The organism is Porphyrobacter sp. TH134, from assembly GCF_002855495.1.
In the GTDB taxonomy this organism is placed as follows: domain Bacteria; phylum Pseudomonadota; class Alphaproteobacteria; order Sphingomonadales; family Sphingomonadaceae; genus Erythrobacter.
Genome location: NZ_PKRO01000004.1, coordinates 98,055 through 124,616, shown reverse-complemented (window position 1 = coordinate 124,616; position 26,562 = coordinate 98,055). Strand labels below are relative to the sequence as shown.

27 protein-coding genes are annotated in these 26,562 nt (G+C 63.0%); 3 read left to right on the top strand and 24 right to left on the bottom strand.

The window, feature by feature from the left end; genetic code table 11:
* Nucleotides 1-43 precede the first annotated feature (43 nt).
* On the top strand, nucleotides 44-1,330 hold the full coding sequence (locus C0V72_RS03400) for a citrate synthase (RefSeq protein ID WP_101791805.1): 1,287 nt from the start codon (nucleotides 44-46) through the stop codon (nucleotides 1,328-1,330).
* A gap of 15 nt (nucleotides 1,331-1,345) precedes the next feature.
* Nucleotides 1,346-1,540 carry a hypothetical protein gene (locus C0V72_RS03395; RefSeq protein ID WP_101791804.1) on the top strand — a complete coding sequence of 65 codons (195 nt, stop codon included), beginning with the start codon at nucleotides 1,346-1,348 and terminating at the stop codon, nucleotides 1,538-1,540.
* Nucleotides 1,541-1,577: 37 nt separating this feature from the next.
* On the opposite strand, the gene C0V72_RS03390 is transcribed toward C0V72_RS03395, so the two are convergent.
* The 4 genes from C0V72_RS03390 to C0V72_RS03375 all read right to left on the bottom strand — a co-directional run bounded on the left by C0V72_RS03390 (nucleotide 1,578) and on the right by C0V72_RS03375 (nucleotide 5,596).
* Nucleotides 1,578-2,978, bottom strand: coding sequence for a sensor histidine kinase (locus tag C0V72_RS03390; protein ID WP_101791847.1), 1,401 nt, complete (start codon nucleotides 2,976-2,978; stop codon nucleotides 1,578-1,580).
* A 5-nt stretch (nucleotides 2,979-2,983) separates the two neighbouring features.
* Nucleotides 2,984-3,910: a hypothetical protein gene (locus tag C0V72_RS03385; RefSeq protein ID WP_101791803.1), complete on the bottom strand. Its 927-nt coding sequence runs from the start codon at nucleotides 3,908-3,910 to the stop codon at nucleotides 2,984-2,986.
* Nucleotides 3,911-3,953: 43 nt separating this feature from the next.
* Complete coding sequence (locus tag C0V72_RS03380; RefSeq protein ID WP_101791802.1) at nucleotides 3,954-5,156, bottom strand: hypothetical protein; 1,203 nt, start codon at nucleotides 5,154-5,156, stop codon at nucleotides 3,954-3,956.
* Nucleotides 5,157-5,272: 116 nt separating this feature from the next.
* Complete coding sequence (locus C0V72_RS03375; RefSeq protein ID WP_101791801.1) at nucleotides 5,273-5,596, bottom strand: Hpt domain-containing protein; 324 nt, start codon at nucleotides 5,594-5,596, stop codon at nucleotides 5,273-5,275.
* Nucleotides 5,597-5,744: 148 nt separating this feature from the next.
* Here C0V72_RS03375 and C0V72_RS03370 point away from each other — a divergent pair, with 148 nt between their 5' ends.
* Nucleotides 5,745-8,204: an ATPase gene (locus tag C0V72_RS03370; protein ID WP_233999760.1), complete on the top strand. Its 2,460-nt coding sequence runs from the start codon at nucleotides 5,745-5,747 to the stop codon at nucleotides 8,202-8,204.
* Here C0V72_RS03370 and C0V72_RS03365 read toward each other — a convergent pair.
* The 20 genes from C0V72_RS03365 to C0V72_RS03280 all read right to left on the bottom strand — a co-directional run bounded on the left by C0V72_RS03365 (nucleotide 8,201) and on the right by C0V72_RS03280 (nucleotide 26,556).
* The gene (locus tag C0V72_RS03365) at nucleotides 8,201-8,485 is read right to left on the bottom strand and encodes a DUF1467 family protein (RefSeq protein ID WP_101791799.1); all 285 of its coding nucleotides are present in this window, start codon (nucleotides 8,483-8,485) and stop codon (nucleotides 8,201-8,203) included. The genes C0V72_RS03370 and C0V72_RS03365 overlap by 4 nt on opposite strands.
* The gene (locus tag C0V72_RS03360) at nucleotides 8,485-10,146 is read right to left on the bottom strand and encodes a ribonuclease J (RefSeq protein ID WP_172438893.1); all 1,662 of its coding nucleotides are present in this window, start codon (nucleotides 10,144-10,146) and stop codon (nucleotides 8,485-8,487) included. Before C0V72_RS03360 ends, C0V72_RS03365 begins: the two co-directional genes overlap by 1 nt.
* A 26-nt stretch (nucleotides 10,147-10,172) precedes the next feature.
* A complete protein-coding gene (locus tag C0V72_RS03355; protein WP_101791798.1) occupies nucleotides 10,173-10,967 on the bottom strand; it encodes a type III pantothenate kinase in 795 nt (264 codons plus the stop codon).
* Nucleotides 10,968-10,984: 17 nt separating this feature from the next.
* Nucleotides 10,985-11,710 carry a biotin--[acetyl-CoA-carboxylase] ligase gene (locus C0V72_RS03350; protein ID WP_233999754.1) on the bottom strand — a complete coding sequence of 242 codons (726 nt, stop codon included), beginning with the start codon at nucleotides 11,708-11,710 and terminating at the stop codon, nucleotides 10,985-10,987.
* Nucleotides 11,707-13,185, bottom strand: coding sequence for an NADH-quinone oxidoreductase subunit NuoN (gene nuoN / locus C0V72_RS03345; RefSeq protein ID WP_101791797.1), 1,479 nt, complete (start codon nucleotides 13,183-13,185; stop codon nucleotides 11,707-11,709). Before nuoN ends, C0V72_RS03350 begins: the two co-directional genes overlap by 4 nt.
* Complete coding sequence (locus C0V72_RS03340; RefSeq protein ID WP_101791796.1) at nucleotides 13,185-14,750, bottom strand: NADH-quinone oxidoreductase subunit M; 1,566 nt, start codon at nucleotides 14,748-14,750, stop codon at nucleotides 13,185-13,187. The genes nuoN and C0V72_RS03340 overlap by 1 nt, the downstream gene beginning before the upstream one ends.
* A 14-nt stretch (nucleotides 14,751-14,764) precedes the next feature.
* The gene (gene nuoL, locus C0V72_RS03335) at nucleotides 14,765-16,807 is read right to left on the bottom strand and encodes an NADH-quinone oxidoreductase subunit L (RefSeq protein ID WP_101791795.1); all 2,043 of its coding nucleotides are present in this window, start codon (nucleotides 16,805-16,807) and stop codon (nucleotides 14,765-14,767) included.
* A 7-nt stretch (nucleotides 16,808-16,814) separates the two neighbouring features.
* On the bottom strand, nucleotides 16,815-17,120 hold the full coding sequence (gene nuoK / locus C0V72_RS03330; RefSeq protein WP_101791794.1) for an NADH-quinone oxidoreductase subunit NuoK: 306 nt from the start codon (nucleotides 17,118-17,120) through the stop codon (nucleotides 16,815-16,817).
* Nucleotides 17,117-17,740, bottom strand: a complete 624-nt coding sequence (locus C0V72_RS03325) for an NADH-quinone oxidoreductase subunit J (RefSeq protein WP_101791844.1) — start codon at nucleotides 17,738-17,740, stop codon at nucleotides 17,117-17,119. The genes nuoK and C0V72_RS03325 overlap by 4 nt, the downstream gene beginning before the upstream one ends.
* A 148-nt stretch (nucleotides 17,741-17,888) precedes the next feature.
* On the bottom strand, nucleotides 17,889-18,377 hold the full coding sequence (gene nuoI / locus C0V72_RS03320) for an NADH-quinone oxidoreductase subunit NuoI (RefSeq protein WP_101791793.1): 489 nt from the start codon (nucleotides 18,375-18,377) through the stop codon (nucleotides 17,889-17,891).
* Entirely contained in the window at nucleotides 18,374-18,886 is a 513-nt protein-coding gene (locus C0V72_RS03315; protein ID WP_101791792.1) for a hypothetical protein, read from the bottom strand. The genes nuoI and C0V72_RS03315 overlap by 4 nt, the downstream gene beginning before the upstream one ends.
* Nucleotides 18,883-19,929, bottom strand: coding sequence for an NADH-quinone oxidoreductase subunit NuoH (gene nuoH, locus C0V72_RS03310; RefSeq protein WP_101791791.1), 1,047 nt, complete (start codon nucleotides 19,927-19,929; stop codon nucleotides 18,883-18,885). Before nuoH ends, C0V72_RS03315 begins: the two co-directional genes overlap by 4 nt.
* Nucleotides 19,926-21,941 carry an NADH-quinone oxidoreductase subunit NuoG gene (nuoG, locus tag C0V72_RS03305; protein ID WP_101791790.1) on the bottom strand — a complete coding sequence of 672 codons (2,016 nt, stop codon included), beginning with the start codon at nucleotides 21,939-21,941 and terminating at the stop codon, nucleotides 19,926-19,928. Before nuoG ends, nuoH begins: the two co-directional genes overlap by 4 nt.
* The gene (nuoF, locus tag C0V72_RS03300; protein ID WP_101791789.1) at nucleotides 21,941-23,233 is read right to left on the bottom strand and encodes an NADH-quinone oxidoreductase subunit NuoF; all 1,293 of its coding nucleotides are present in this window, start codon (nucleotides 23,231-23,233) and stop codon (nucleotides 21,941-21,943) included. Before nuoF ends, nuoG begins: the two co-directional genes overlap by 1 nt.
* Nucleotides 23,233-23,409, bottom strand: a complete 177-nt coding sequence (locus C0V72_RS16325) for a hypothetical protein (protein ID WP_172438892.1) — start codon at nucleotides 23,407-23,409, stop codon at nucleotides 23,233-23,235. The genes nuoF and C0V72_RS16325 overlap by 1 nt, the downstream gene beginning before the upstream one ends.
* The gene (locus C0V72_RS16320; RefSeq protein ID WP_172438891.1) at nucleotides 23,406-23,549 is read right to left on the bottom strand and encodes a hypothetical protein; all 144 of its coding nucleotides are present in this window, start codon (nucleotides 23,547-23,549) and stop codon (nucleotides 23,406-23,408) included. The genes C0V72_RS16325 and C0V72_RS16320 overlap by 4 nt, the downstream gene beginning before the upstream one ends.
* A gap of 1 nt (nucleotide 23,550) precedes the next feature.
* On the bottom strand, nucleotides 23,551-24,219 hold the full coding sequence (gene nuoE / locus C0V72_RS03295; RefSeq protein ID WP_101791788.1) for an NADH-quinone oxidoreductase subunit NuoE: 669 nt from the start codon (nucleotides 24,217-24,219) through the stop codon (nucleotides 23,551-23,553).
* The gene (locus C0V72_RS03290) at nucleotides 24,219-24,569 is read right to left on the bottom strand and encodes a nuclear transport factor 2 family protein (protein WP_101791787.1); all 351 of its coding nucleotides are present in this window, start codon (nucleotides 24,567-24,569) and stop codon (nucleotides 24,219-24,221) included. Before C0V72_RS03290 ends, nuoE begins: the two co-directional genes overlap by 1 nt.
* Complete coding sequence (locus C0V72_RS03285) at nucleotides 24,566-25,777, bottom strand: NADH-quinone oxidoreductase subunit D (RefSeq protein WP_101791786.1); 1,212 nt, start codon at nucleotides 25,775-25,777, stop codon at nucleotides 24,566-24,568. Before C0V72_RS03285 ends, C0V72_RS03290 begins: the two co-directional genes overlap by 4 nt.
* The gene (locus tag C0V72_RS03280) at nucleotides 25,774-26,556 is read right to left on the bottom strand and encodes an NADH-quinone oxidoreductase subunit C (protein ID WP_101791785.1); all 783 of its coding nucleotides are present in this window, start codon (nucleotides 26,554-26,556) and stop codon (nucleotides 25,774-25,776) included. Before C0V72_RS03280 ends, C0V72_RS03285 begins: the two co-directional genes overlap by 4 nt.
* Between the last annotated feature and the right edge of the window lie 6 nt (nucleotides 26,557-26,562).

Sequence of the window (26,562 nt, the reverse complement as noted above, 5' to 3'; positions counted from 1 at the left end):
CCGCGCCGCTGCGGGGGCAGAAAACTTGGACAGGAGAATCATCGTGGCAGACAAGCTGGCGAAACTCGAACTCGGGGGTAAATCCTTCGACTATTCCGTGCTGGAGGGCAGCACCGGCCCGGATGTTATCGACATCCGCAAGCTCTATGCCCAGACGGGTGCCTTCACTTTCGACCCCGGCTTCACGTCGACCGCATCGTGCGAAAGCGCACTGACCTATATCGATGGCGATGAGGGCGTATTGTTGCACCGCGGCTATCCGATCGGACAGCTGGCGGAAGATTCCAGCTTCATGGAAGTCAGCTACCTGTTGCTCAACGGCGAACTGCCGAGCAAGGCAGAACTGGACGATTTCAGCTACACCATCACCCGCCACACGATGCTGCACGAGCAGCTGATGACCTTCTATCGCGGGTTCCGCCGCGATGCTCACCCGATGGCGGTGATGTGCGGCGTGGTCGGCGCGCTCTCGGCATTTTATCACGACAGCACCGATATTGCCGATCCGCAGCAGCGGATGATCGCCTCGCACCGCCTGATTGCCAAGATGCCGACGATCGCGGCTATGGCCTACAAGTACTCGGTCGGTCAGCCCTTTATCTATCCTGATAACTCGCTGAGCTACACCGGCAATTTCCTGCGCATGACCTTCGGCGTGCCGGCTGAGCCCTATGTGGTGAACCCGGTGGTCGAACGCGCGCTGGACCGGATCTTCATCCTGCATGCCGATCACGAACAGAACGCGTCGACCTCGACTGTACGGCTTGCCGGCTCTTCGGGCGCGAACCCGTTTGCCTGCATCGCGGCTGGCATTGCCTGCTTGTGGGGCCCGGCGCATGGCGGTGCGAACGAAGCGGCGCTCAACATGCTCCGTGAGATCGGCACCCCGGACAAGATCCCGCATTACATCGAGCGCGCCAAGGACAAGAACGATCCGTTCCGCCTGATGGGCTTCGGTCACCGGGTCTACAAGAACTACGATCCGCGCGCCACGGTGATGCAGAAGACCGTGCGCGAAGTGTTCGAGGCCCTGAAGGTGACCGATCCGCTGTTCGAGACCGCCTTGCAGCTTGAAGAAATCGCGCTCAACGATCCGTACTTCATAGAGAAGAAGCTGTTCCCGAACGTCGATTTTTATTCGGGCATCATCCTGTCGGCGATCGGCTTCCCGACCACCATGTTCACCGCGCTGTTCGCGCTGGCCCGCACCGTGGGCTGGGTGGCACAGTGGAACGAGATGATCAGCGATCCCGGCCAGAAGATCGGTCGCCCGCGCCAGCTCTACACCGGCCCGACACAGCGCGATTACGTGCCGCTGGGCAAGCGTTAAGCGGCAGCCATTCCCATGATGATGCTCCGCGCAGCAGGCCTGTTCCTGATTGCGCTGGGCATCATCTGGGCCCTGCAGGGCGCCGGATTGCTCGGCTGGCCTGCGGATAGTTTCATGCTGGGGCAAGGCGACTGGGTGCTGCGCGGTCTTGCCCTGTCAGCTGCAGGCGCAGCGATTATTGGACTAGTTCGGTACCGCAGCAGCAAATGACGCGTTTTTTGCAGTTGCAGTAGGGTACCCAGGTGCCTCAGCCGGCCGGCAATTCAAGCCGGAACAGGGCCCCGCCGCCCGGGGCGCTTTCGACCGTCAGACTCCCGTCCATGGCTTCGGCCAGACGGCGCGAGATATAGAGGCCAAGGCCCGAACCGCTGTCTCGCCCGCCATCACTATCGCGGCCCAGACGCTCGCCCTTGTCGAAAATGCGGGTGCGTTGCTCAGGCGTTATGCCCGGCCCCTCATCAGCGACCGTAACGGCCACCCGCCCCGCGGTTGCCCCATGCGCCGCAATGGTCACCGTGCTGGCCGCAGGGGAATAGGCGATGGCATTACCGATCAGGTTGATAAGGATCTGCAAGACGCGGCGGAATTCGGCATTGGCCACCGCCGCCCCGCGAACGCCCTCGAGCCGCAGCACGGTGTCACGATTTTGTGCTCGCACTCCGAGAATGCCCGCCGCCCGCGCGGCAGCGTCAGCCAGATCGACGGGTTCGCGCGCGGTTGCAAAGCCCGGCGTCTCGACCACTTCGAGGTCAGCCAGATCGTCCAGCATCGCGGCCAGATGCTGACCTGCGCTGGCGATGGTTCCGGCATATTCGCTGTATTCTTCGCGCAAGGGGCCAGCGAGACGGGCATGGATCGTCTCGGCATTGGCAATAATCCGCGCAACCGGCTTGCGGAGTACTGGCGTGAGCGACATGCCGACAAGCCGCGCAGGTGAGGCCTCGGCAGCAGCCGGTTCAGCGTGATCGGGCGGGGTCTCTTCCGCCATCGGCTCATCGGCGATCAACAGCAGTTCGAAGCCCGAGGGGTTTTGTTCATCTGGCCCCAGCGGGATCAGCCGCACGCGCCAATGCCGCTGCGATCCGGCAAACCGGCAGGCAGCCCCGTCCAGCAAGCGCCAGTGCAGCGGCTGGTGGTGGGTTATGCCGGTCAATTCGACCAAGGCGCTCCACACTGTCCCATGCGCGGCCAGAGCGGCAACCTGAAGCGCTGCAGCATCGGGCGCGCTGGTGCTGAGCACCTGGAGTTGCTGGCGGGCATCAAGCCGCGCGCTGACTTCGGCGGTGGCCCGGTCGATCGCGTCGAGCCGGGCAGCAAATTCGCGCGTGCTGGGCTGGACAAGCGGGCTTCGCTGCCAGTTTTCGACCAACACCTCGCAGCCGCCGCCGTCATGCTCGCCCAACGGATGGATGCGGGCAAAGCCGGTAACTTCGGCCTCTCCGTCAAAGGCGCTGAAGCTGCGCGCGATCTTGAGACCCATGCGCCGGGCCTGTTGCACCAGCGCCAACAGTTCAGGGATCGCCAGCGTTCCGGGCAGATCACCGCCGCAGCGTTCCTGCAACTCGGCCAACGGCGCATCGGCACTGAGCAGCCGGTCCCGCGCGTCGGTCAGCACATAGGTACCGAGCAGGCTGTCGGTGCGGTCCATCGTATTCATTGCAAGCTATCGTGCGAGGCAAGCAGCGCAGCGGCACGGTCTGCGGCAAGCTGACCATGCGCAAGTGGCAGCTGGCCGGCTGGATCGACCAGCACCAGCTGACGCCCGATGGCAGGATCGCTCAGGCCGCTGACGCGCAGCAGCAAGGCGAGGCGCATGCTCTGGCCTTCATGACAGGCCAGCACGGCATCATCCCGCCCGCAGCGCGTGCTCGCATCAAGCGCGCTGGCAAACAGAGCGAGCCCGGCATGATCGAGGCCCAGGGCGGCAACCATGCCGCGCCGCATGGAAGCAACCAGACGGGCGAGCAAGCCCAACCGCCCCCTCGCCTCGTCATAATCGGCCTGCAAGCGGGCCAGACCCGCGCTGTTGTCAACCCGTGCGGCGAGGCCGTGAAAAAGCTCGGCCGGAAGCTCGCCTAGCGCCAGCTCCATTCGCCGCTGGCTCTGGATAAAACGGGACTGCGCGGCGAGCGTGCTCATCGCAAGGCCAGCAATGCCCGGATCGTCGGAGGCAATCAGTTCCTGTAACAAGGGGCTGAGCACCGGATCGATGGCATGGCGCTGCTGCAATCGCTCGGCAATGAGATATTCCGCCGCCAAAGCGTGGCAAAAGCGCAGCAACGCCTCTTGCGCCATCAGTGTCTGGGCCAGTTGATCAACGGCAGCAGGATTGACGGCGCCGCTGCGGATGGCAGGGTCATATCCAGCCTCGGCGGCCAGCAATTGCCCGGCAAGATCGGTAATCATGCCTCTCACCCGCGCCAAGATGGCGTCGCTGACCAAGGCATGGGCATCACTGGCAAGCAGGTGGCGCAAGACTGGGACAACCGCCTTCAGCGCGCGGGTTTCCCGCGCGAGCTCGTCCCGCACAATCGCCTCGACAGCGTTGTCGGCGGCAAGGTCAATCGTCTCTTCGCCCATGCTCCTGCGGCCATAACATTCGTATAGTTAAGGCCGGGTTAGATTATTCCGGGGAAGTGCGCAGTAGCAAAGCTGTCAATAGCCCCAAGGCGAGACAGGCCGTCACTTCGAGCAGTACGCCCAAACTGGCCGCGCCGCAGCATACGAGCGCAATGGTGACGCGGTCTGACGCAATGATGCCGACAGGCGCAGGCCGCATCCGGGCTGCAAGCCGCGCAAGGCCGATGGTCAGCAGGCCCAGCACCGCAAGCGGCTGCCCGGTCAGGTCTGGGGTCAATGAACACCATAACGTCACACCAACCAACCCGTCAGTGACGCCACCAAGCCGCTTTGCTGAAGGTGCCGGTGACAGGCGATTTTGCAGGCGGCTGACAAGCGCAAGCCGCGCCAGCGAGACCTGAGCGCCAAAAGCGCCAAGTGCCGCGAGCCCAAGCCCGATGGCCGGAAAGCCGAACACAGCGACTGTGATAGCCGCCAGCAGCACGATCAGCCCGGCGCCAGCGGCCACCTTGCCACCTTGCTCCAGACCGCGCGTCACAAGATCGCGCGCCAGCATCCCGGCAAGCGCATGGAACGGCGCACACCCATCGGCAGGCGGGGCAAGGCGCGCCATCAATCCTGCCTGATAATGATCAACAGTCTGCAGATCGCTGGCCAACAGCCATTGTTCTGTCACCAGTTCGCGCGCTCCAAGATCGCGGCACGGTGTCCCAGCCTGCAGGGCGAGCCGCAGCAGGAGCGAAATCGCATCGCAATCCGCTGGAAAGTCAGCGATCTGCTGTACGGCGGCGCCGCGCATCACCAAGACGCCGGCCCAATGCCTTGCTGCGTCGATCCGCTCGAAATCATCCGGGTACGCGGCGGCCAGCGGATGATCCGCAGCCAGCGTCGCCACACCCCGGCGCAGCGCGGGCCCTGCATTGAACAACGATTTGGCCATATCCGTGCCGGGCACCAACCCATCCTGGATAATCACCAGATCGTCTTCGGCGCGCACCAAAGCGGCAAGCGCGGCAAACCCGGTGAGCGCGTGAAAATCGCAACCGCCGGCTTCAAGCGCATGCTGCAATGCCAGAATCTCGCCCGATGCCGGCGTTCTGTCGGTCAGGCACAGCACCCGCTCGGCCCCAAGTTCCTGCAACAAGGCTGCTTGCCATCCGATGACACTGCGCCCCGCCAGCAGCAGGTTTGCCCGCCGTGCGCCCTCGTCGCTGCGCTTCAGCGCGGCTATCAGGCCGATGCGCATTGTTTAACCCCTTTCGACCATCTGCCTGGTGCAGTGGTCGCAAAGGTGGCGGTTTGTGGGAGCACGTTCAAGCAGGCAGAGCAGCTTTGCCCCCGCCTTGCGTCAGGCGCCCGCGCTTAGCGCTGGGGATCGCGGCTTTGCGCGCGCTGGAACCGGGCCAGCACCGCTTCAACCTCACGGATCGCCATCGGTTCACCGGGCGCGGCGTGGAGCGCGATTTCCGCCGCCTGAAGCAGGTCATCCGCATGAAAACTTGCCGCCAGCCCCTTGAGGCGCATCGCTGCGACATGCCAGTTTCCATCGCAGCGGGCCCGTTTCAGCAGATCAAGCTGACGCGCGGCGCTGTCGAGAAAGGCTGTGCGCAGCTCGCGCAGCAAGGCGGCATCATTGCCGGCCGCTGCCGCGAGGGTCGCATCAAGGGCTCCGTAACTGAATGCCATGACCGGGGGATAGACCGGATTAGGTTAAAGCAGGGTTTATCACGGCCCGGGGTGTGGTATGCCTTGTGTCATGACGGGACAAAACAAGATGAGCGCCGTCGGGCGCACAAGCGGCCATGACGAAGCGGACGCGCCGGCTTTGCCGGACGTGCCAGCGTTGAGCGAACCTCTTGATCTTGGTGAACCCTGGCTTGAAGACGCGGCGCAAGATTCTGTGCCGTCAGCATCTGCGCCCTGGCTTGCGCCGACATTGGCAGGGCTGGCGATTGCCGGGTGGACCGCATTTTATGGCTGGGCGCACCTCACCGCCATGCAGGCCGGTGCCGCGCCTGCGCAATGGGCAAACTGGGCCACGCAGTGGTCGGTTCCTGTGACGCTGGTCGGAATTGCATGGCTTCTCGCCATGCGCTCCTCGCGCGCCGAGGCGCACCGCTTTGCCGCCACGGCTGCTCTGATGAACCGCGAGAGCGCTGCCCTGGAAGAACGGCTCAAGGTGGTCAACCGCGAGCTTAGCCTCGCCCGTGAGTTCCTGGCAGCACAGTCGCGCGATCTCGATGCGCTGGGCAGGATCGCAGCTGAACGGTTGTCGGTCCATGCGGGCGAATTGCAGACGCTGATCGCCAGCAATGGCGCGCAGGTCGAAGCCATCGGCAGCGCCAGCGAGACCGCGCTCGGCAACATGAACCAGCTACGCGATGACCTGCCCGTCATCGCCAATGCCGCGCGCGACGTCGCCAATCAGATCGGCAGCGCCGGACGGGTGGCCGCAGACCAATTGGGGCAGCTGGCGGGCGGCTTTGATCGCCTTACCGCAGCGGGCAAGGCCAGCGAAGTGCAGGTCGATCAGGTGGGAACCGCCGTTGCTGAAACCCTGACCGGCGTTGAAAATCAATTGGCCCGGATCGAGGCGTTGATCGGCGACCGGTTTGCGTCGCTCCGTACCGAGGCTGATGCTTACCGCGCCCGTGTGAGCGATCTTGAAACGGAGGCTTTGGCAGCGCTGCGCGAACGGGCGCATCAGACCTCAGCCACAACCGATGCGCTTGCCTCTGCCATGCAGGCTGCCGCCCAGACCGCGCAGCAGCAGCTTGAAAAAGCCATGGCCGATCTGCATGCGCAAATGGCGCAAAAGCTGGCCGAAGTGGAAGCGATTGAGCGCCAGACGAGCGAGGCTGCGGCTGATCGTATCGCACAACTGCGCGCGCAAATCGGAGACCTCAGCGCTCAGCTTGCCGACCGCAATCTGGCTCTGGCCGAAGCGATGGAGCAGCGGCAGGCGGCATTTGACACCCACGAGACGCAGGCGAGCGAAGTGCTGGCCCAGCGGCTTGCAGCGCTGGATGATGCCCTGTCCCAGCGCCGCGACGCGCAAATCGCCGATGCGGAAAAGCTGGTGGCGCAAGGTGATGCCCTCGCCGGGCGAACCGCAGAGCTGGCACGGATCATTGGCGAGGCAAGCGAGTTGGGCGAGACGGCCCGCACCAGTCTGGGCACCGGCATCGGGGCCCTCGCGCAGCAACTCGCCGACAAGCGCGCTGCCCTTGCTGCAACAGCGGCGCAATTGAATGAGCTGACAGACAGCAGCGTGCGGTTGCTGGAGATCCTTCAGTCCGGGGAACGCACCTGCAAGGGCGATCTGACGGGTGCCATTCAGAGCGCCAACGCCGCGCTTGAAAATGTCGAGACGCGGGCGGCACGGGTTGAAACGCTGATGCTGAGCAGCGCCAACGCCGGCACCGATTTGTCGGCCTATTTGCAGGGCACCCGCGCTGAAATTGACGCGGCTGACAGCGCAATTGCTGGGCTGCGCAGCAATCTGGCCGAAGGGGCAGACGATGCGCTGGCGCGGTTGCAAGGCCTGCGAGGCGGCTTTGCCCGGCTTGCAGAGGAAAGCGGCGCGCTCGCCAGCGAAACGCAGGAGGCTTTGCGCCAATCGCTCGGCCGGCTGGAGGCCGCGATCACGCAGGCCTTTTCCACCCTTGAACACGGCGCGCGCGAAAAGATGCTGGCGCTGGCAAACAGTATCGGCAGCGAGGCAGTCGAAGTGCTCGAACGGGCATTGCGCAACGAAAGCGCGACGACCCTCGGCAAGCTCGAACAGTCGGCCGCGCATGCTTCAGGCGTCGGGCGCGAGGCTGCGATTCAGCTGCGCGATCAATTGGTGAAGGTCAACGAGCTCACCGGCAATCTCGAACAACGCGTCAACCGGGCGCGCGAACTGGCCGAGGAGCAGGTGAATAATGATTTCACCCGGCGCATGGCGTTGATCACGGACAGCCTCAATTCGGCCGCCATCGATATCTCAGGCGCATTGTCGACCGAAATCGCCGACACCGCATGGGACGCCTATCTGAAAGGTGACCGCGGCATCTTTACACGCCGGGCTGTCCGCCTGATCGATAATGGCACCGCCAGGGATATCGCCGCGCTCTATTCGAATGACGACAGCTTCAAGGCGAATGTCAGCCGGTACATCCACGATTTTGAAGCGCTGCTGCGGCAAACGCTCTCAACCCGCGATGGGCATGTGCTGAGCGTGACGATGCTGGGATCGGACATGGGCAAACTTTACGTCGCCCTCGCCCACGCGATCCAGCGCCTGCGCTAGGTTTGGCCTGCTAACGGCGGCTTGGGCAGAAAATCGATATCGGCCGCCGTTACCCAGCCATTCATGTAATTGGCAATGAACAGCCCGGTCAGCACTGTAGCGATGATGGTCGCGCGCAGAACAAGCTTGCGCGGCTGAAAGTTCACCGGCGCGCTTTCGGCTTGGCCGGGGACATGATCCACACCCGCCTCCTCGGCCGTCCGCACCCCGAAGGGGAGCATCACGAAGGCGCTCATCACCCAGAACAGGAAATAGATCGCCGCGACGGAGGTGATCTGCATCAGGCTGCCGCCCCCCCCCCCGGCATGACCACCCGCACCTGCGGCTTCTTGCCAGACCAGCGCTGGGCCGCGCGGCGTGCGGCAAGCCGCGCAGCTTCGCGGATAACAGCCTGATCGCGGGCGTCCTTGCCTTTGAGACGGCTGATGGCTGCCAGAACGTCATTCGCCGCTTCTTCAAGGAAATCGGGCAGGTCTTCATCAAGCGGCAGGCCGATCGCCTCGATCATCGGCTTGGCTCCGCGCGCCAGCACCACCACCAGAACGCCATCCTGCGCAATGCGCCGCCGCATCGTGATCGCATCGCCATTGGCCGGCGCGATGATATCGCCATCGAGCACCAGGCGCCCGGCACGCACCTCGGCAATCTTGCCGGGCTTGCCCGGAGCGAGCCGGACCAGATCGCCATTCTTTTGCACGACCTGAGAAGGGATTCCGCTCGCCTTGCCGACGCGCGCCTGCTCGGCCATGTGGCGGATCTCGCCATGCACGGGGACAAGGATTTGGGGCTTCAGCCAGCTATACAGCGCTTCGAGTTCGGGCCGACCGGGGTGGCCTGACACGTGGATAAAGGCCTGACGATCGGTCACCATCTGAATGCCGCGCGCGGCAAGCTGGTTCTGGATTTTGCCAATCGGGATTTCATTGCCGGGGATCTGGCGCGAGGAGAACAGCACCACATCGCCTGCGACCAGTTCGATCGGGTGGTTGTTGTCCGCCATCCGGCCCAGCGCCGCGCGCGGTTCGCCCTGACCGCCGGTCGCGATGATCAAAATCTCGCCGCGCGGAAGGCCCATCGCGGTATCGAAACTGACAGGGGTGGGAAAATCTTCAAGATAGCCATTATCCTGCGCCACCTCGATAATCCGGTCGAGCGAGCGGCCCGCAACACACAATTGCCGACCAGTTTCGCGCGCGACCTCACCCAGCGTTTGCAGGCGGGCGACATTGCTGGCGAAGGTGGTAACGACGACACGCTTGCCCTTGTGGCGCGCGACTTCCTCCATCAGCGCCGAATGCACCGCGCCTTCCGAGCCTGAAGGCTTGGGATTGAAGACATTGGTGGAATCGCAGACCAGTGCAAGCACGCCCTCATCGCCGATTTCGCGCAGTTCTTCCTCGGTCGTCGGCTCGCCGATGATCGGATCATCATCAAGCTTCCAGTCCCCGGTGTGGAAGATGCGCCCATGCGGCGTGTCGATCAGCAGCGCGTTGCCCTCGGCAATCGAGTGCGCCAGCGGGAGGTACGTGATGGTGAACGGGCCGAGTTCAATCTCACCGTGATCTTCCTCGATGATGATGATCTCGACCTTGCCGAGCAGCCCGGCTTCTTCCAGCTTGCGCGCCACCAGATCGGCGGTGAAGGGCGTGGCATAGAGCGGCACGCCCAGTTCGCCCGCGAAATAGGGCACGGCGCCGATATGATCCTCGTGCGCGTGGGTCAGCACGATGCCGATCAGGTCCTTGCGCCGTTCCTCGATGAAATCGAGATCGGCGAACACCAGTTCCACGCCGGGATATTCATTGCCCGAAAAGGTCATGCCGAGATCAACCATGATCCACTTGCCCTGACAGCCGTAGAGATTGACGTTCATGCCAATCTCGCCAGATCCGCCAAGAGCAAGAAACAGGAGTTCGTCTTCGGGAGTAAAATCGTTCTTCAAGAGTTTTCCGGTTCTTTGAAAAATGGTCAGGCGGCTTCAGCCTGACGCGCTAGAATTGCGAGGCCGTCCAGCGTGAGGTCGGCATCGACGTGATCGAAAATTTCGGTGGCGTCATCGAACAATATGGCGAGCCCGCCGGTCGCTACAACCTTTGCCGGGCGACCAATTTCGGCCTTCATCTTGGCAACCATGCCTTCCATCATCGCAACATAGCCCCAGAACACGCCGATCAGCATCTGATCCTCGGTGTTGCGACCAATAACGCTGCGGGTGGACGGCGCGCGGATGGCGATCCGCGGGAGCTTGGCGGTCTTGCCGACCAAGGCATCCAGCGAAAGATTGATCCCCGGTGCAATCGATCCGCCCTTGTAGGCGCCGGTGTAATCGACCGCTTCAAACTTGGTCGCCGTGCCGAAATCGACCACAATCAGATCGCCGCCAAATTTGTGGTGCGCCGCCAGAATGTTGAGCGCCCGGTCCGCTCCCAGCGAAGAGGGCTGATCGACATCGATCTCGAACTGCCACGCTGCTTTGCCCTGCCCGGCGAACAGCGGCGTAATGCCGAAATACTTCTGGCAGAGCACGGTCAGGTTGTGGTCGGCGCGCGGCACGACCGAAGCAACGATGATCTGAGTGATCTGGTCCCGCTCAACCCCTTCGATCTTCAGCAGCTGGAGCAACCACACCGCATATTCATCGCCCGTCCGGCGCGGATCGGTGGCGATGCGCCAGCGCGCACGAATGTGATGCGTGCCGTCCTCCCCGTAGGCGAACAGGGCGAAGACGACATTGGTGTTCCCGACATCGGCGGCGAGCAGCATCTCTGGCAGTCCTTCCCTTACGAAATGTCGCCAGCGCGAATGACACGTTCGCTGCCATCCGCCAAGCGCAGCCGTAACGCGCCGTCACTTTCCTCAAGCCCCGCAAAGGAGCCCGACAGCACCGAACCATCGGTATCGTGCACGGTCAGCGGGGAGCCCTGTGCGTGGATCGACTGCACCAGAAACGCCTGGAGCGTCGCGCCAAGGCCATAGGTACGCCAGCTTTCGAGCCTGCGATCAAACGCGCCCGCCAGACTGGCGGCAAAATCCTCAAGCGCGGGAGGGGGTGTGACCTGCGCGACAGCAGCGGTCTTGCGATCCGGAAGATCGGGCGCCTTGGCAAGGTTTACGCCGATACCGACGATGATATGGCCGCGCGCCATTTCAAGCAGGATACCGGACAGCTTGCCGCCTGACAGCAGCACATCATTGGGCCATTTCAGCGCAAGGTCTGCGTCCTCTCCCAGCACCGCAGCGACGGCATCACGTACGGCAAGCGCGGCCACGAAGCTGAGGCTGGCGGGCGGCGGCCCGCCCTCCCCGATGGCAACCACGGCCGACCCCATGAAGTTGCCAGCCCCGTCAAACCACGCCCGGCCCTGGCGACCGCGCCCTGCGGTCTGGCGGCGGGCCACCAGCCACTTGCCTTCAGGCCAGCCCTCGCCAGCGCGAATGGCAGCAGCAAGGTCGGCATTGGTCGAGCCGGTCTCTTCAACCAGCACAATGTCAGGCGTTCTGGTCAAACCGGGAGGAACAGCGAAGCCGCAGCCTTGTCGGCCAGATCGGTCAGCGACGGGGTCAGCAGGTAGCCCAGCGGCGAGACGATCAGCGCGCAAAGGCCCAGCAGCACCCAGTGCCCCGTATTACTCTTGCCGGTGACCACGCCGGCCGGTTCATCAAAGAACATCACCTTCACGAACTTGATGTAGTAGAACGCCCCGATAACGCTCGCAGCGATGGCAATGGCGCCGAAAGCGACCAGCCCTGCCTCAATCGTCGCCTGAAACACCACAAACTTGCTGTAAAAGCCGAGCAGCGGCGGAATACCCGCCAGGCTGAACATGAACATCAGCAGCGCCCAGGCAATCGCCGGCTGCGTCACTGAAAGCCCGCGAATATCGGCGAAGGTTTCAAACAAGGCGCCGTCCTCGCCGCGCAGCATCAGGAGGGCGACAAAGCTGCCGATGCTCATGGCGACATAGATGAACAGATAGACCAGCATCGCGCTGGCACCGCTGGGATTGGCAACCGCCAGACCTAGCAGGATGAAGCCGATATTGTTGATCGACGAATAGGCCAGCAGGCGCTTCAGATTTTCCTGCCCGATCGCGCCAAGCGCACCGAAGATGATCGAAGCGAGCGCGGTGAACATCACGATCTGCTGCCATGCGGCGACCTGTCCGCCGAACACCTCGAACACCACGCGCGCCGTCAGCGCCACGGCAGCGACCTTGGGTGCAGTGGCGAAGAAGGCGGTGACCGGCGTTGGCGCGCCTTCGTAAACATCGGGCGTCCACATGTGAAACGGAACGGCGGAGATCTTGAACGCAAGGCCGGAGAGCACGAAGATCACGCCGAACAGGGCACCGATCCCCATCTCACCTGTCAGCCCCGCACGGACAGCTGCGAAGGAGGTGCCGCCGGTAAAGCCGTAAAGCAGGCTCATCCCATACAGCAGGATGCCCGAGGCCAGCGCGCCGAGGACGAAATACTTCAGCCCCGCCTCACCCGAGCGGCTATCACGCCGCAGGATTGCCGCCAGCACATAAGCTGACAGGCTGTTCAACTCGAGCCCGAGATACAAGCTCATGAAGTCATTGGCCGAGACCATGATGCTCATGCCGACCGCGGCGAACAGGATCAGCACCGGATATTCGGCACGCATTCCGCGCTCGATCCCGGCAGCCGCGCTGTTGAAGAAGGCAGGCGCGACCATCAGCGCCGCTATGGCCGAAAGATAGATCAGCGCTTTGGCAAACAGGGCAAAGCTATCGACCTTGATCAGCCCGCCAAAGGCAAACGTCGCCGGACCGTCTGTGCCGAAATGCAGGCCTGGCACCAGCAGCAACCCGGCTGCAAACAACGCGGAAGCCGCAATGATGGCGATGACACGCGCGGCCTTGTCTCCGCTCCATGCTGCCACCAGCAGCAGGACGAGGCCGGCTGCAATCAGCACCAATTCCGGGATCACAAGCGCGAAAGAAGCAGCGAATTCCATCAGTGCGCGCCCTCCTTGGCGCCGGCATGATCTTGCCCCTCATGATGCGGCAGCGCATTGGCCGCCGCGGCGCGGGGAGCACCGGGTGCAAGCCGCGCGTCCGACGCTGGGGCCGCAGCAACAAGCCGCGCATCGAGTGTGGCGATATCCTTGCGCATCGGCGCGAGGAAGCTTTCAGGGTAAACGCCCATCCACAGCACGGCCGCAGCGATCGGCGCCATCATCACCCACTCGCGCGCGGAAATATCGCGCATCGCGGCGGCGTCTTCGTTGACTTGCCCGCCAAACGCCACGCGGCGGTAGAGGTAGAGCATATAGGCCGCGCCCAGAATGATCCCGGTGGTGCAGATCAGCGCGACCAGGCTCGACGTCTGGTAAATCCCCGCCAGCGACAGGAACTCGCCGACGAAGCCGCTGGTGCCTGGCAGGCCGATGCTCGCCATCGTGAACAGCAGGAAGAACAGCGCATAATAGGGCATGTTGATGGCAAGGCCGCCGTAACGGGCGATCTCGCGGGTGTGCAGACGGTCGTAGATGACGCCGACGCACAGGAACAGCGCGCCCGATACAAGGCCGTGCGACAGCATCACGATCATCGCGCCTTCGAGACCCTGCACGTTGAAGGCGAACAGACCAACCGTGACAATCGCCATGTGCGCAACGGAGGAATAGGCGATCAGCTTCTTCATGTCGTTCTGCACTAGGGCGACCAGCGAGGTATAGACCACCGCGATCATCGACAGCATGAAGACCAGCCATGCGAACTGCGCGGACGCTTCGGGGAACATCGGCAGGCTGAAGCGGATGAAACCGTATCCGCCGAGCTTCAGCAGCACGCCTGCCAGGATCACAGACCCTGCGGTGGGCGCCTGCACGTGCGCGTCAGGCAGCCAGGTGTGCAGCGGCCACATCGGCACCTTCACCGCAAAGCTCGCGAAGAAGGCGAGCCACAGCCACGTCTGCGCCTCGGGCGGGAAACTGTATTGCATCAGCGTCGGGATGTCGGAGGTGCCGGCTTCGGCCACCATCCAGAACATCGCGATCAGCATCAGCACCGATCCCAGCAGGGTATAGAGGAAGAACTTGTAGCTGGCGTAAATGCGATTGTCCCCGCCCCACACGCCGATGATCAGATACATCGGAATGAGGCCGGCTTCGAAGAAGACGTAGAACAGGAACAGATCCTGCGCCGCGAAGGTGCCGATCATCAGCACTTCCATGAACAGGAAGGCTGCCATGTATTCACCGACGCGCTTGGTCACCGATTCCCAGCTGGCCAAAATGCACACCGGCATCAGGAACACGCTGAGCATGATCAGCATCAGCGCGATCCCGTCGATCCCCAGCGCATAGCTAAAGCCTGCGAACAGTTCAGCGCGTTCGGTGAACTGCCACTGCGGGCCGCCGATCTGGTAATTCGACCACAGCAACACGCCGAGCACAAAGGTGACAAGCGTCGCCCCGAGCGCGATCCAGCGGGCAGCAGCCGCGCCCGAAAACAGGCACAACGCCGCGCCCGCCAGCGGCACGCACATCATCAACGACAGGATGGGAAGGCCTTCCATTACGAAGCGCGCTCCTAAAGCAGAACAAAGGTGACAGCGGCGACCAGCCCGAGCAGCATGATCAACGCGTAGGTGTAGACGTAGCCCGACTGGATTTGCTTGGCCGCGACCGACGAACGCTCGACCACCCAGGCGATGCCGTTGGGACCGAAACGGTCGATCGTGCCGATATCGCCAAACTTCCAGAAGGCGCGGCCCAGCGCGAAGGCGGGCTTCACAAAGATCGCATCATATAGTTCGTCGAAGTACCACTTGCGGTAGACGAAGTTATGGAGCGCGCCGAAGGTCGCGACGAACTTTGCCGGAATGTCGGGCTTGGCGATATAGGCGACATAGGCGCCGACAAAGCCGAGGATCATGACCACAAGCGCGGTGTACTTCACCCAATACGGCACCGCATGCATCGCGTGGATCAGCGCTTCGTTGTAGAAGATCGAGCCGTTCCAGAACGCCGCCGTATCAAGGAAGGCGGGCGCAAACACCTGCCCTGCCCCTACCGCCCCGAGCGTCAGGACGCCCAATGGCATCAGCATCGAAACCGGGCTTTCATGCGGGTGATAGCCCGCCGTGCCGTCATGCGAGGCATGATCATGGGCGTGATTATCATGCCCATGATCGGCGTGGGCATGATCGTCATGCCCATGATCGCCATGAACCGCGTGCTGGATATGCTCCGACTGCTCCCAGCGCGGCTTGCCCCAGAACGTCAGGAACATCAGGCGCCACGAATAGAAGCTCGTCAGCAGGGCCGCACCCGCCCCAGCCCAGAAGGCGGCTTGCCCGGCGCCATTGCCGCGCGCAAACGCGACTTCGAGGATCGCGTCCTTCGACCAGAAGCCCGCAAAGCCAGCGCCAAGGTGATACACCCCCAGACCCGTGATCGCCAGAGTGCCCGCCAGCATGGCGTAGAAGGTGAAGGGAATGTGCTTACGCAGGCCGCCGTAATAGCGCATGTCCTGCTCGTGATGCATCGCATGGATCACCGAGCCCGCACCGAGGAACAGCAGGGCCTTGAAGAAGGCGTGCGTGAAGAGGTGGAACATCGCCGCGCCGTAAGCGCCCACGCCCGCGGCAAAGAACATGTAGCCCAGCTGCGAACAGGTCGAATAGGCGATCACCCGCTTGATGTCCCACTGCGTCGTGCCGATCGTGGCGGCAAAGAAGCAGGTGGCAGCGCCGACGATGGTGACGATGGTCAGCGCGGTCGGTGCCGTCTCGAACATCGGCGACAGACGGCACAGCATAAACACGCCCGCTGTCACCATGGTCGCGGCGTGGATCAGCGCGGAGACCGGCGTCGGCCCCTCCATCGCGTCGGGCAGCCACGTATGCAGGCCCAGCTGCGCGCTCTTCCCCATCGCGCCGATGAACAGCAGGATGCACAGGATATCCATGGTGTAGAGACGCATCCCGACGAAGGTGATCGTCGATCCGCTCATCGCCGGGGCCGCCGCGAGAATCTCGGGGATCGAGGTCGTCTGGAACACCAGATAGGTGCCGAAGATGCCGAGCATGAAGCCCAAATCGCCCACGCGGTTGACCACAAAGGCCTTGATCGCGGCCGCGCCAGCGCTGGGCTTCCTGAACCAGAAACCGATCAGCAGATAAGAGGCCAGGCCCACGCCTTCCCAACCGAAGAACATCTGCACGAGATTATCGGCCGTCACCAGCATCAGCATCGCGAAGGTGAACAGCGACAGGTAGGCAAAGAAGCGCGGCTGATCCGGGTCTTCCTCCATGTACCCCCAGGAATAGAGGTGGACGAGCGCCGAGACCGAATTGATCACCACCAGCATGATTGCGGTCAACGTGTCGACGCGCAGCGCCCAATCGAAGCTCAGCGTGCCGCTTTCGACCCACTTCAAGACCTGCACCACCTCAGCGGTCTGCGTGCCGCCAAGATAGCCGAGGAAAATCGGCCAGCTCAGGCCCGCCGAAAGAAACAACGCGCCGGTCGTCACAGACTTGGCGGCAACATTGCCGATCATCCGGTTGCCCAGCCCGGCGACCAGCGCAGCCAGCAGCGGCCCGAATACGATGATAAGGATCGGATGCATGGGCGTCTTACCCCTTCATCCGGTTGATATCGTCAACCGCGATAGACCCGCGGGTACGGAAATAGATCACCAGGATCGCAAGGCCGATCGCCGCTTCAGCCGCGGCTACGGTCAGCACCAGCATCGCGAAAACCTGACCCACCAGATCCTGCATGAACGCGCTGAAGGCCACGAGGTTGAGGTTCACGCTAAGCAGGATCAGTTCGACCGCCATCAGGATGACGATCACGTTCTTGCGGTTGAGGAAAATCCCCAGCACGCCCAGCACGAACAGGATCGCGCTGACGGTGAGGTAATGTTCGATCCCAATCACAGCTCGACCCCTTGCCCGATTTCCGGGTTTTTCATGACAGTTGCATCTTCCGGGCGGCGGCGGATTTGCTTGCCCACATCCTGCCGCGCACGCGCACCGGGCTTTGATGGCTGGAAGGTCAGCACGATCGCGCCGATCATGGCGACCAGCAGGATGATCCCCGCAATCTCGAACAGCACGATGTAGCGGCCATAAAGCAGCGCGCCCAAGGCGGCGATGTTGCTGGCGCCTGCCGCCTGTGCCGCGCTGCCATCAGGCGTGCCCAATTGGATCCCGCCCGCACCATAAGCGCCCACAGCCAGCAGCAATTCGGCCAGCAGGACCGCAGCAATCAGCAGCCCGAGCGGCGCATTGCGGCTCAGCCCCGCGCGCATCGCGGCGAAATCGATGTCGAGCATCATCACCACGAACAGGAACAGCACCGCGACTGCGCCCACGTAAACGATCACCAGCAGCATGGCGATGAACTCCGCGCCGACCAGCACCATCAGGCCCGCAGCGTTGAAAAACGCCATGATGAGCCACAGCACCGAGTGCACCGGATTGCGCGCCATGATCGTCATCACGGCGGCGGCGACAACGATGGTCGCAAAGAAATAGAAGGCGATGGCCTGTATCATGATGGTACTCCGCCGATCCACCACCCCGGCCGATGCCAGAGCCCAGAAAGCGGCAATTGATCCCTAGTCCAAGTGCTGTTCCGCCGCCTTGATCCCTCAGCGCCGGAACAACGAAAAATCTGACCCCGTTTCCTTTGTCCGGCGCGCCCTAGCGATAGGGGGCGTCGGCTTCAAGGTTGGCCGCGATGGCCCGTTCCCACTTGTCACCATTCGAAAGCAGCTTGGCCTTGTCATACAGCAGCTCTTCGCGGGTTTCGGTGGCGTATTCGAAGTTCGGCCCCTCGACGATGGCATCAACCGGGCAGGCTTCCTGGCAAAAGCCGCAGAAGATGCACTTGGTCATGTCGATGTCGTAACGGGTGGTGCGGCGGCTGCCGTCCTCCCGCGGTTCGCTCTCGATGGTGATCGCCTGCGCGGGGCACACGGCCTCGCACAGCTTGCACGCGATGCAGCGTTCCTCCCCGTTCGGATAGCGCCGCAGCGCATGCTCGCCGCGGAAGCGGGGCGAGAGCGGGGCCTTTTCAAAGGGGTAGTTGATCGTCACCTTGGGCTTAAAGAAATACTTCAGCGTCAAGGCATGCGCCTTGAGGAATTCCCAGAGAGTGAACGATTTGATGAGGTGGGAGACGGTGGTCATTTCAATTGATCCTCAAGTCTCGTCGCGACACACACTCCGCCTAGGGTTTCGGTCTGCTCCGGGGCGCTAGGCCGAGGCATGTACATAATGATCGCCGATCCACTTAACTGTCCGGTCACCGGATCGATTCCGGTGCTCAGCTCATGCCGAAGCAATTCAAACATGCCTGAAAATTCGCCACTACCATCTGTCGAACGAACAAACTCGTGCCATCCTATCCGACGGCGCGGCGGCGCAAATTGAATCATCGAAGCGAACCTTGGATCGCTTCCTTCAAGAACCCGATACTCCGGCTCTATAAACGGCAAATCAGTCCCTTTCCTTTGCCGTTCTCCATACTCGCCTATCATCGTCATTTGACCGGATTTGAGAAGCTTGAGCGCCATTTGTCGCCCAGTTTCATCGACTACCGCGCAGTCGTAGCGAACCGACGCGACAAAGCCGCTCGCGCTCTGCGGTGGCAATGGTTCCAATGTCGGCTGAAAGAGAAGGGCAAGCACTTCGATCATCCGAAATGCCCCGTCGCCATCAGGTAGCCGCTCGTCGCTGCGACAAAGAACAGGCTCATCGGCAGAAACACCTTCCACCCGAGGCGCATCAGCTGGTCATAGCGGTAGCGCGGCACGGTCGCCCAGATCCAGCTGAACATGAAGAAGAACACGAAGGTCTTGAGCAGGAACCAGATGATCCCCGGCACCGCGTAGAGCACAGGAATATCGAGCGGCGGCAGCCACCCGCCCCAGAACAGCAGCGTGTTCAGCGAGCACATTAGCAGAATGTTGGCATACTCGCCGAGCCAGAACAGCGCGAAGCTCATCGAGGAATATTCGGTCTGGTAGCCCGCGACGAGCTCGCTCTCGGCCTCGGTGAGGTCGAAGGGCGCGCGCGCGGTCTCCGCGAGGGCCGAGATGAAGAACACCACCCACATCGGGAACAGCAGGGGATGCACTGCATAGGCGTTGATCAGCCCCAGCCCGAAGCCCTGTTGCGCGTTCACGATGCCCGAGAGGTTGAAGGTTCCCGCAAACAGCACCACGCAGACCAGCACGAAGCCGATCGAGACCTCGTAGGAAATCATCTGCGCGGACGCGCGCATCGCCGAGAAGAACGGGTATTTGGAGTTCGACGCCCACCCGCTCATCACCACGCCGTAAACCCCCATCGAGGAGATCGCGAGGATGTAGAGCAGGCCCACGTTGATGTCGGCCAGAACCCCGCCGTCCCAGAACGGAATCACCGCCCACGCCGCCAGCGCGACGGTGAAGGTAATGATCGGCGCGAGCAGGAAAATGCCTTTGTTCGCCGCTGACGGGATGATCGTTTCTTGCAGGAAGACCTTGAGGCCATCCGCGAAGGATTGCAGCAGCCCGAAGGGCCCGACCACATTGGGGCCCCGACGCATCATGATCGCGCCCAGCACCTTGCGGTCGACGTAGATCACCATGGCGACAGAGAACATGACGAGCAGCGAGATCACGATGATCCCGGTCAAGGTCGCGGCGGTCCAGGCCCAGTCGTAGGAAAGGCCAAGGGATTGGAAGAAGGCGGTCATTCCGCAGCCTCCTTCACATCCGCCCCGTGGAGCAGTTCGTCCGAGCAGCGCTGCATCACCTCACTCGCGCGGGCGATGGGGTTTGTGAGGTAGAAATCCTTGACTGGGTAGCCCGCAAGCTCGCCCTCGAACTTGGCGCCGCTGTCGGCCTTGGGCAGCGCGCCGTAATCGGCGAGGCCTTCTTCGCCCAGCGCAGGGACGGCGGCGATCATCTTCGCCTGAAGCTCGCTGAAGCTGTCGAAGCCGACGGTGACGCCCAGTGCATCGGCGAGCGCACGCAAAATCGTCCAGTCCTCGCGCGCGTCACCGGGGGCGAACACGGCCTTCTCGGCGAACTGCACCCGGCCCTCGGCGTTGACGTAAGTCCCGTCTTTCTCGGCATAGGATGCGCCGGGCAGGATGATGTCAGCGTGATGCGCGCCCTTATCGCCGTGGTGGCCGATATAGACCTTGAGGCTCCCCGCGTAGGGCGCGTAGTCCATCTCGTCAGCACCGAGGCTGAGCAGCACCTTGGGCGCAGCCGCCGCAATGTCGCCCATCCCGCCCGGCAGCGTGAAGCCCAGCATCAGCGAGGCCATGCGCGCCGCGGAGATGTGCAGCACGTTGAAGCCGTTCCAATCGTCCTTCACGAGGCCGAACTTGTCGACCAGCTTGAGCGCCGCCGGCAGCGCGCCCTTGGCGAGCGCCGCCGCGCCGACGATCACCGCCGGGCGCTGGGCCGACTTCATGACATCACCCAATTCCTTGGGGATGCGGTTGAGCAGCTTGAGGTCGGAGCCGAGGAAGGTCGCGGGATAGGTTGGATCCCATTCGGGGCCGATGATGTAGACCTTGGCCCCCGCCTTGACCGCCTTGCGCAGACGGACGTTGAGCAGCGCCGCCTCCCAGCGGACATTGCTGCCGACGATCAGGATTGCATCAGCCGTCTCGATACCGGCGAAGGTGCTGTTGAAGTTCACCGCCGCGAGGTTCGACACGTCATATGTCATGCCGGTCTGGCGCGCCTCGGTGAGCCGCGAGCCGCAGGCATTGACGAGGGCCTTGGCGGCAAACATCGTCTCGGCATCGAGCAAATCGCCCGCGACCGCCGCAATGCTCGATTTGTCGCCTTCCAGCGCAGAGGCGATCATCCCGAAAGCCTCGGTCCACTCGGCAGGCTGGAGCTTGCCCTCACGGCGCACCCAAACGCGGTCGAGGCGGCGCTTGGTCAGGCCGTCGACCTGATAACGGCCCTTGTCCGACAGCCACTCCTCGTTGACGTCGTCGTTGACGCGCGGCAGCGCGCGCATGACTTCGCGGCCCTTGGAGTGGAGCGTGATGTTGGCCCCCACCGCGTCCGAGACATCGATGCTGAGCGTCTTCTTAAGCTCCCACGGCCGCGCCTCGAAGGCATAGGGCCGCGAGGTCAGCGCGCCGACCGGGCACAGGTCAATGACATTGGCGCTCAATTCATGCGCCGCCGCCTGTTCGAGGTAGGTGGTGATCTGCATATCCTCGCCGCGATAGAGCGCGCCGATCTCGTCCACGCCCGCGATCTCTTCCGAGAAGCGCACGCAGCGGGTGCAGTGGATGCAGCGGGTCATGATCGTCTTGATCAGCGGGCCCATGTACTTCTCGGTCACCGCGCGCTTGTTCTCGTGATAGCGCGAGCCGCCGCGGCCATAGGCGACCGCCTGATCCTGCAAATCGCACTCGCCGCCCTGATCGCAGATCGGGCAATCGAGCGGGTGGTTGATGAGCAGGAACTCCATCACCCCCTCGCGGGCCTTCTTGACCATCGGGCTGTCGGTGCGGATTTCCTGCCCTTCGGCAGCGGGCAGCGCGCAGGAGGCCTGCGGCTTGGGCGGCCCGGGCTTCACCTCGACGAGGCACATGCGGCAATTGCCAGCGATGGAGAGGCGCTCGTGATAGCAGAAGCGCGGGATTTCCTTGCCCGCCAGCTCGCACGCCTGAAGCACAGTCGCGCCCGCCGGGACCTCGATTTCCTGACCGTCTACGGTGACTTTAGGCATTACTCGGCTGCCTCTTGGAATTGCGCGTTATGCTCGTTGATCCGCCGCTCAAGCTCGGGGCGGAAATGGCGGATCAGCCCCTGGATCGGCCACGCGGCGGCATCGCCCAAGGCGCAGATGGTGTGGCCTTCGACTTGCTTGGTAACTTCCTGCAGCATGTCGATTTCCTCGATCGCCGCATCGCCGGTGCGCAGGCGCTCCATCATGCGCCACATCCAGCCCGTGCCTTCGCGGCAGGGGGTGCACTGGCCGCAGCTTTCGTGCTTGTAGAAATAGGAGAGGCGGCTGATCGCGCGGACGATGTCGGTCGACTTGTCCATGACGATGACCGCCGCGGTGCCGAGGCCCGAGCCCAGTTCCTTCAGCCCGTCGAAGTCCATCGGCGCATTGCGGATCTGCGCTGCCGGCACCAGCGGCACCGAGGAACCGCCGGGAATCACCGCCAGCAGATTGTCCCACCCGCCGCGAATGCCGCCGCAGTGCTTTTCGATCAGCTCTTCAAAGCTGATGCTCATCGCTTCTTCGACGACGCAGGGCTTCTCCACGTGGCCGCTAATCTGGAACAGCTTCGTGCCCTTGTTGTTCTCACGCCCGAAGGAGGAGAACCACGTCGCGCCGCGCCGCAGGATCGTGGGGGCAACCGCGATGCTTTCGACATTGTTGACCGTGGTCGGGCAGCCATAGAGGCCCGCGCCCGCCGGGAACGGGGGCTTGAGGCGCGGCTGGCCCTTCTTGCCCTCGAGGCTCTCGATCATCGCGGTCTCTTCGCCGCAGATGTAAGCGCCCGCACCGCGGTGCATGAAGACGTCGAAATCGTAGCCTGAACCGCAGGCGTTCTTGCCGATGAATCCGGCTTCGTAAGCCTGGTGGATCGCGGCCTGCAGCACTTCGGCCTCGCGGATATATTCGCCGCGGATGTAGATATAGGCCGCCCGGGCGCGCATCGCGAAGCCGGCGACCAGCGCACCTTCGATCAGCTTGTGCGGATCGTGGCGCAGGATTTCGCGGTCCTTGCAGGAGCCGGGCTCGCTCTCGTCAGCGTTGATAACGAGGAAGCTCGGACGGCCATCGCGCGATTCCTTGGGCATGAAGGACCACTTGAGCCCCGTCGGAAAACCCGCCCCGCCCCGGCCGCGCAGACCCGACGCTTTCATTTCGTCGATGATCGCATCCTGCCCGCGGGCCAGAATCGCCTTGGTATCATCCCAATCGCCGCGCGCCTGTGCCGCTTTCAGGCCCCAGTCCTGAAAGCCATAGACGTTGGTGAAGATGCGGTCCTTATCCGCGAGCATCACTGCATTCCCTTGTTCTTGGCGCGCTTGATACGCACCAGCGAAATTACCTGAAACACCAGACCCAGACCCATCAGGATCACGCCCATTTCGTAAGGCCCGATCGCGCTCAGCACCGCGCCAAGCGCAAAGCCGCTGAGGCCGAGGATGGCGAAGGCGAGCGTTACCGGGTTCATCCCATTGCTCCCGACTGCCACAGCCCTGCCAGCACGGCGATGATGAGCAGGATCACGCCGACGCGGATCACGCCCATCAGCAGCTTGTAGGCGATGAACGCCAACAGCAACGCGCCGAGGAAGGAGGCGGCAGCGGTCACGTTACCATTCGCCCCGATAATCGTGATTGGCGCTGACCATATCCTTCAAGGTGGTCGGCCCGCCCGCTGGCTCGGAGGTATGACGGCCCGGCTCCTGCGTGCCCGCCTTGGGCGTTTCGCCGCGCTCTAACGCATCGAGCACCGCGCCCAAGCGCTCCGGCGTCAGGTCTTCGTAATTGTCGTCGTTGATCTGGACCATCGGCGCGGTGGCGCAATTGCCCATGCATTCGACTTCGGTGAGGGTCCACAGCCCATCGGCCGAAACCCCGCCCTTCACCATCCCGCGCTTCTTGCAGGCGGCCATGATGTCGTCCGAGCCGCGCAGCATGCAGGGCGTGGTGCCGCACACCTGCACGTGGAATTTGCCCACGGGCTTCAGATTATACATGAAATAGAAGCTGGCCACCTCAAGCACGCGGATCACCGGCATGCCCAGGTACTTGGCGACATATTCGATCACCGGCAGCGGGAGCCAGCCCTGCGTATCAGTCTCAGCGCCGACCTGCCTCTGGGCAAGATCGAGCAGCGGCATCACCGCCGAGCGCTGGCGGCCTTCAGGATACTTGGCGATGTGCCAGTCGGCGGTTGTCTTGTTCTCCGGCGTCCACGCGAAGCCGCCCCAGCGGGCGCGCAGTTCGGGGGTATCGGGAGCGGGGGTACGGTCAGCCATTAGCGGATGAACTCCACGCGAGAGCACTTGTCGCCCTCGAAGGAATAGACAGCGATCACATCGAAGGGCTCGACCAGCGGCGAACCATCGGTCGCGGGACCGCGCGTCACGTGTTCGCGCATCAGCACGTAATTGCCGATGGCCTGCGCCTCCACGATTTCAGCCTGGTTCTGCGGCCAACGCGCGAACGCAGCGGCGAGGCCGGAGCGGGTGCCTTCCTTGCCTTCCCGCACCACATCGCCGCGATAATTCGCTTCGCAAGCGTCGTCGGTCATGAAGGCGACATAGGCATCGACGTCCTGCGCATTGTAGGCGTCGATCATGGCCCGGGCGGTGTCGAGATTGCTCACCGGTCACACTCCCCGAACACCACGTCGATCGCGCCCAGAATGGCGGTCGCGTCAGGGAGCATGTGGCCCTTGGACATGAAGTCCATCGCCTGAAGGTGCGAGAACGCGGTGGGGCGGATCTTGCAGCGGTAGGGCTTGTTGGTGCCGTCGCTGACGAGATAGACGCCGAATTCGCCCTTGGGGCTTTCGGTCGCCACATAAACTTCGCCCGCAGGCACGTGGAAGCCCTCGGTGTAGAGCTTGAAGTGGTGGATCAGGCTTTCCATCGACTGCTTCATTTCGCCGCGCTTGGGGGGCGAGACCTTGCCGTCAGTCGAGGCAATCGGCCCCTGCGGCATATCGCGCAAACACTGCCGGATGATCTTGGCGCTTTCGTAGACTTCCTTCACGCGCACCATGAAGCGGTCGTAGCAGTCCGAATTGGTGCCGACGGGGATGTCGAACTCCATGCGGTCATAGACGTCGTAGGGCTGGCTCTTGCGCAGATCCCACGGAATGCCTGCCGCGCGGATCATCGGACCCGAAAAACCCCAGGCAATCGCATCCTCGCGGCTGACCACGGCGATATCGACATTGCGCTGCTTGAAGATGCGGTTGTCGATCACGAGGCTCATCGCGTCTTCAAACAGCTGGAAGAAGCGGTTGTCTAGCCAGTCGCCGATATCCACCAGCAGCTTTTCCGGCACATCCTGATGGACGCCGCCGGGACGGAAATAGGCGCTGTGCATCCGCGCGCCGCTCGCGCGCTCGAAGAAGTTGAGGCAATCTTCGCGCAGGTCCATGATCCACAGGTTCGGCGTGAACGCGCCGACATCGAGGATGTGCGCGCCCATGTTGAGCATGTGGTTGCAGATGCGGGTCAATTCCGCGAACAAAACGCGCAGATATTGTGCCCGGATCGGCACTTCGAGGTTCAGCAGCTTTTCGATGGCGAGGACGTAGCTGTGCTCCATCGCCAGCGGCGAGCAGTAGTCGAGGCGATCAAAGTAAGGCAGCGCTTGAAGATAGGTCTTGTGCTCGATCAGCTTTTCGGTGCCGCGGTGGAGCAGGCCGACATGCGGGTCGATCCGCTCGATCACTTCGCCGTCAAGCTCCATCACCATCCGCAACACACCGTGCGCGGCGGGGTGCTGGGGGCCGAAGTTGATCGTGTAGTTGGAAATAACCTCGCCCGTGGTGGTGAGCGATTCTTCGCGTTGCATGCTCATGCACCGCCCTCCTTCGAGGTAGCATTGGGCGCGCCCGGGGCAGGCGCGTCGCTGGCCTTCTGCGCGGATGTGGTGGCCTTGGCGGCATAGGCGTTGGCAGCGACGCCCGCGCCGGTCTGGCTGGCACTTTCGGTGGTCTTGACGGCGTTCACGGTGGGCGCACCGCGCGACTTTTCATCGCCGGGCAGCTCGTAATCCGCGCCCTCCCAGGGGGAGAGGAAGTCAAAGCTGCGCATTTCCTGCGCCAGCTCCACAGGCTCGTACACCACGCGCTTTTCCTCTTCGGAATAGCGCAATTCGGTGTAGCCGGTCAGGGGGAAGTCCTTGCGGAACGGGTGGCCTTCAAAACCGTAATCGGTGAGGATACGGCGCAAATCCGCATTCCCGGCGAATGTCACACCGTACATGTCGAATACTTCGCGTTCCAACCACCCAGCATTGGGCCAAAGGGTGGTAACGGTGGGCACCGGGGTGTCCTCGGAAGCGGAGCATTTGACCATTACGCGGTGGTTCTTGGTCAGGCTCTGGAGCATGTAGACGACCTCGAACCGCTCATGCCGGCTCGGATAGTCAGCCCCGGCGATTTCCATGAGTTGCTGGTAAGCGTGGTCATCGCGCAGGATGCGCAGCACCTTTTCCACCGCATCGCGCTGGATCCGGAAAATCACCTCGCCATGCGCCTCGTGCGCCTCGATCAGCCAGACCGAAATGGTTTCGCTGATGGCGTCGATCACGCCTTCGTTCGAGGCGAAGCGCGGTGCGGAATGCAGAACGGCCATGCGCCC

What these genes read in the sequence shown, in the direction of transcription:
- C0V72_RS03365 (WP_101791799.1), bottom strand. Translation starts at nt 8,485, where the DNA reads ATGCAGATCACCTCCGTCGCGGCGATCTATTTCCTGTTCTGGGTGATG.
- nuoG (WP_101791790.1), bottom strand. Translation starts at nt 21,941, where the DNA reads ATGCCTAAAGTCACCGTAGACGGTCAGGAAATCGAGGTCCCGGCGGGC.
- C0V72_RS03395 (WP_101791804.1), top strand. Translation starts at nt 1,346, where the DNA reads ATGATGATGCTCCGCGCAGCAGGCCTGTTCCTGATTGCGCTGGGCATC.
- C0V72_RS03340 (WP_101791796.1), bottom strand. Translation starts at nt 14,750, where the DNA reads ATGGAAGGCCTTCCCATCCTGTCGTTGATGATGTGCGTGCCGCTGGCG.
- C0V72_RS03385 (WP_101791803.1), bottom strand. Translation starts at nt 3,910, where the DNA reads ATGGGCGAAGAGACGATTGACCTTGCCGCCGACAACGCTGTCGAGGCG.
- C0V72_RS03375 (WP_101791801.1), bottom strand. Translation starts at nt 5,596, where the DNA reads ATGGCATTCAGTTACGGAGCCCTTGATGCGACCCTCGCGGCAGCGGCC.
- C0V72_RS03390 (WP_101791847.1), bottom strand. Translation starts at nt 2,978, where the DNA reads ATGGACCGCACCGACAGCCTGCTCGGTACCTATGTGCTGACCGACGCG.
- C0V72_RS03325 (WP_101791844.1), bottom strand. Translation starts at nt 17,740, where the DNA reads ATGATACAGGCCATCGCCTTCTATTTCTTTGCGACCATCGTTGTCGCC.
- nuoE (WP_101791788.1), bottom strand. Translation starts at nt 24,219, where the DNA reads ATGGCTGACCGTACCCCCGCTCCCGATACCCCCGAACTGCGCGCCCGC.
- nuoF (WP_101791789.1), bottom strand. Translation starts at nt 23,233, where the DNA reads ATGCTCGCGGATAAGGACCGCATCTTCACCAACGTCTATGGCTTTCAG.
- C0V72_RS03380 (WP_101791802.1), bottom strand. Translation starts at nt 5,156, where the DNA reads ATGCGCATCGGCCTGATAGCCGCGCTGAAGCGCAGCGACGAGGGCGCA.
- nuoN (WP_101791797.1), bottom strand. Translation starts at nt 13,185, where the DNA reads ATGGAATTCGCTGCTTCTTTCGCGCTTGTGATCCCGGAATTGGTGCTG.
- C0V72_RS03315 (WP_101791792.1), bottom strand. Translation starts at nt 18,886, where the DNA reads ATGATCGAAGTGCTTGCCCTTCTCTTTCAGCCGACATTGGAACCATTG.
- C0V72_RS03280 (WP_101791785.1), bottom strand. Translation starts at nt 26,556, where the DNA reads ATGGCCGTTCTGCATTCCGCACCGCGCTTCGCCTCGAACGAAGGCGTG.
- nuoL (WP_101791795.1), bottom strand. Translation starts at nt 16,807, where the DNA reads ATGCATCCGATCCTTATCATCGTATTCGGGCCGCTGCTGGCTGCGCTG.
- nuoH (WP_101791791.1), bottom strand. Translation starts at nt 19,929, where the DNA reads ATGACCGCCTTCTTCCAATCCCTTGGCCTTTCCTACGACTGGGCCTGG.
- C0V72_RS16325 (WP_172438892.1), bottom strand. Translation starts at nt 23,409, where the DNA reads ATGAACCCGGTAACGCTCGCCTTCGCCATCCTCGGCCTCAGCGGCTTT.
- nuoI (WP_101791793.1), bottom strand. Translation starts at nt 18,377, where the DNA reads ATGACCACCGTCTCCCACCTCATCAAATCGTTCACTCTCTGGGAATTC.
- C0V72_RS03285 (WP_101791786.1), bottom strand. Translation starts at nt 25,777, where the DNA reads ATGAGCATGCAACGCGAAGAATCGCTCACCACCACGGGCGAGGTTATT.
- C0V72_RS03355 (WP_101791798.1), bottom strand. Translation starts at nt 10,967, where the DNA reads ATGCTGCTCGCCGCCGATGTCGGGAACACCAATGTCGTCTTCGCCCTG.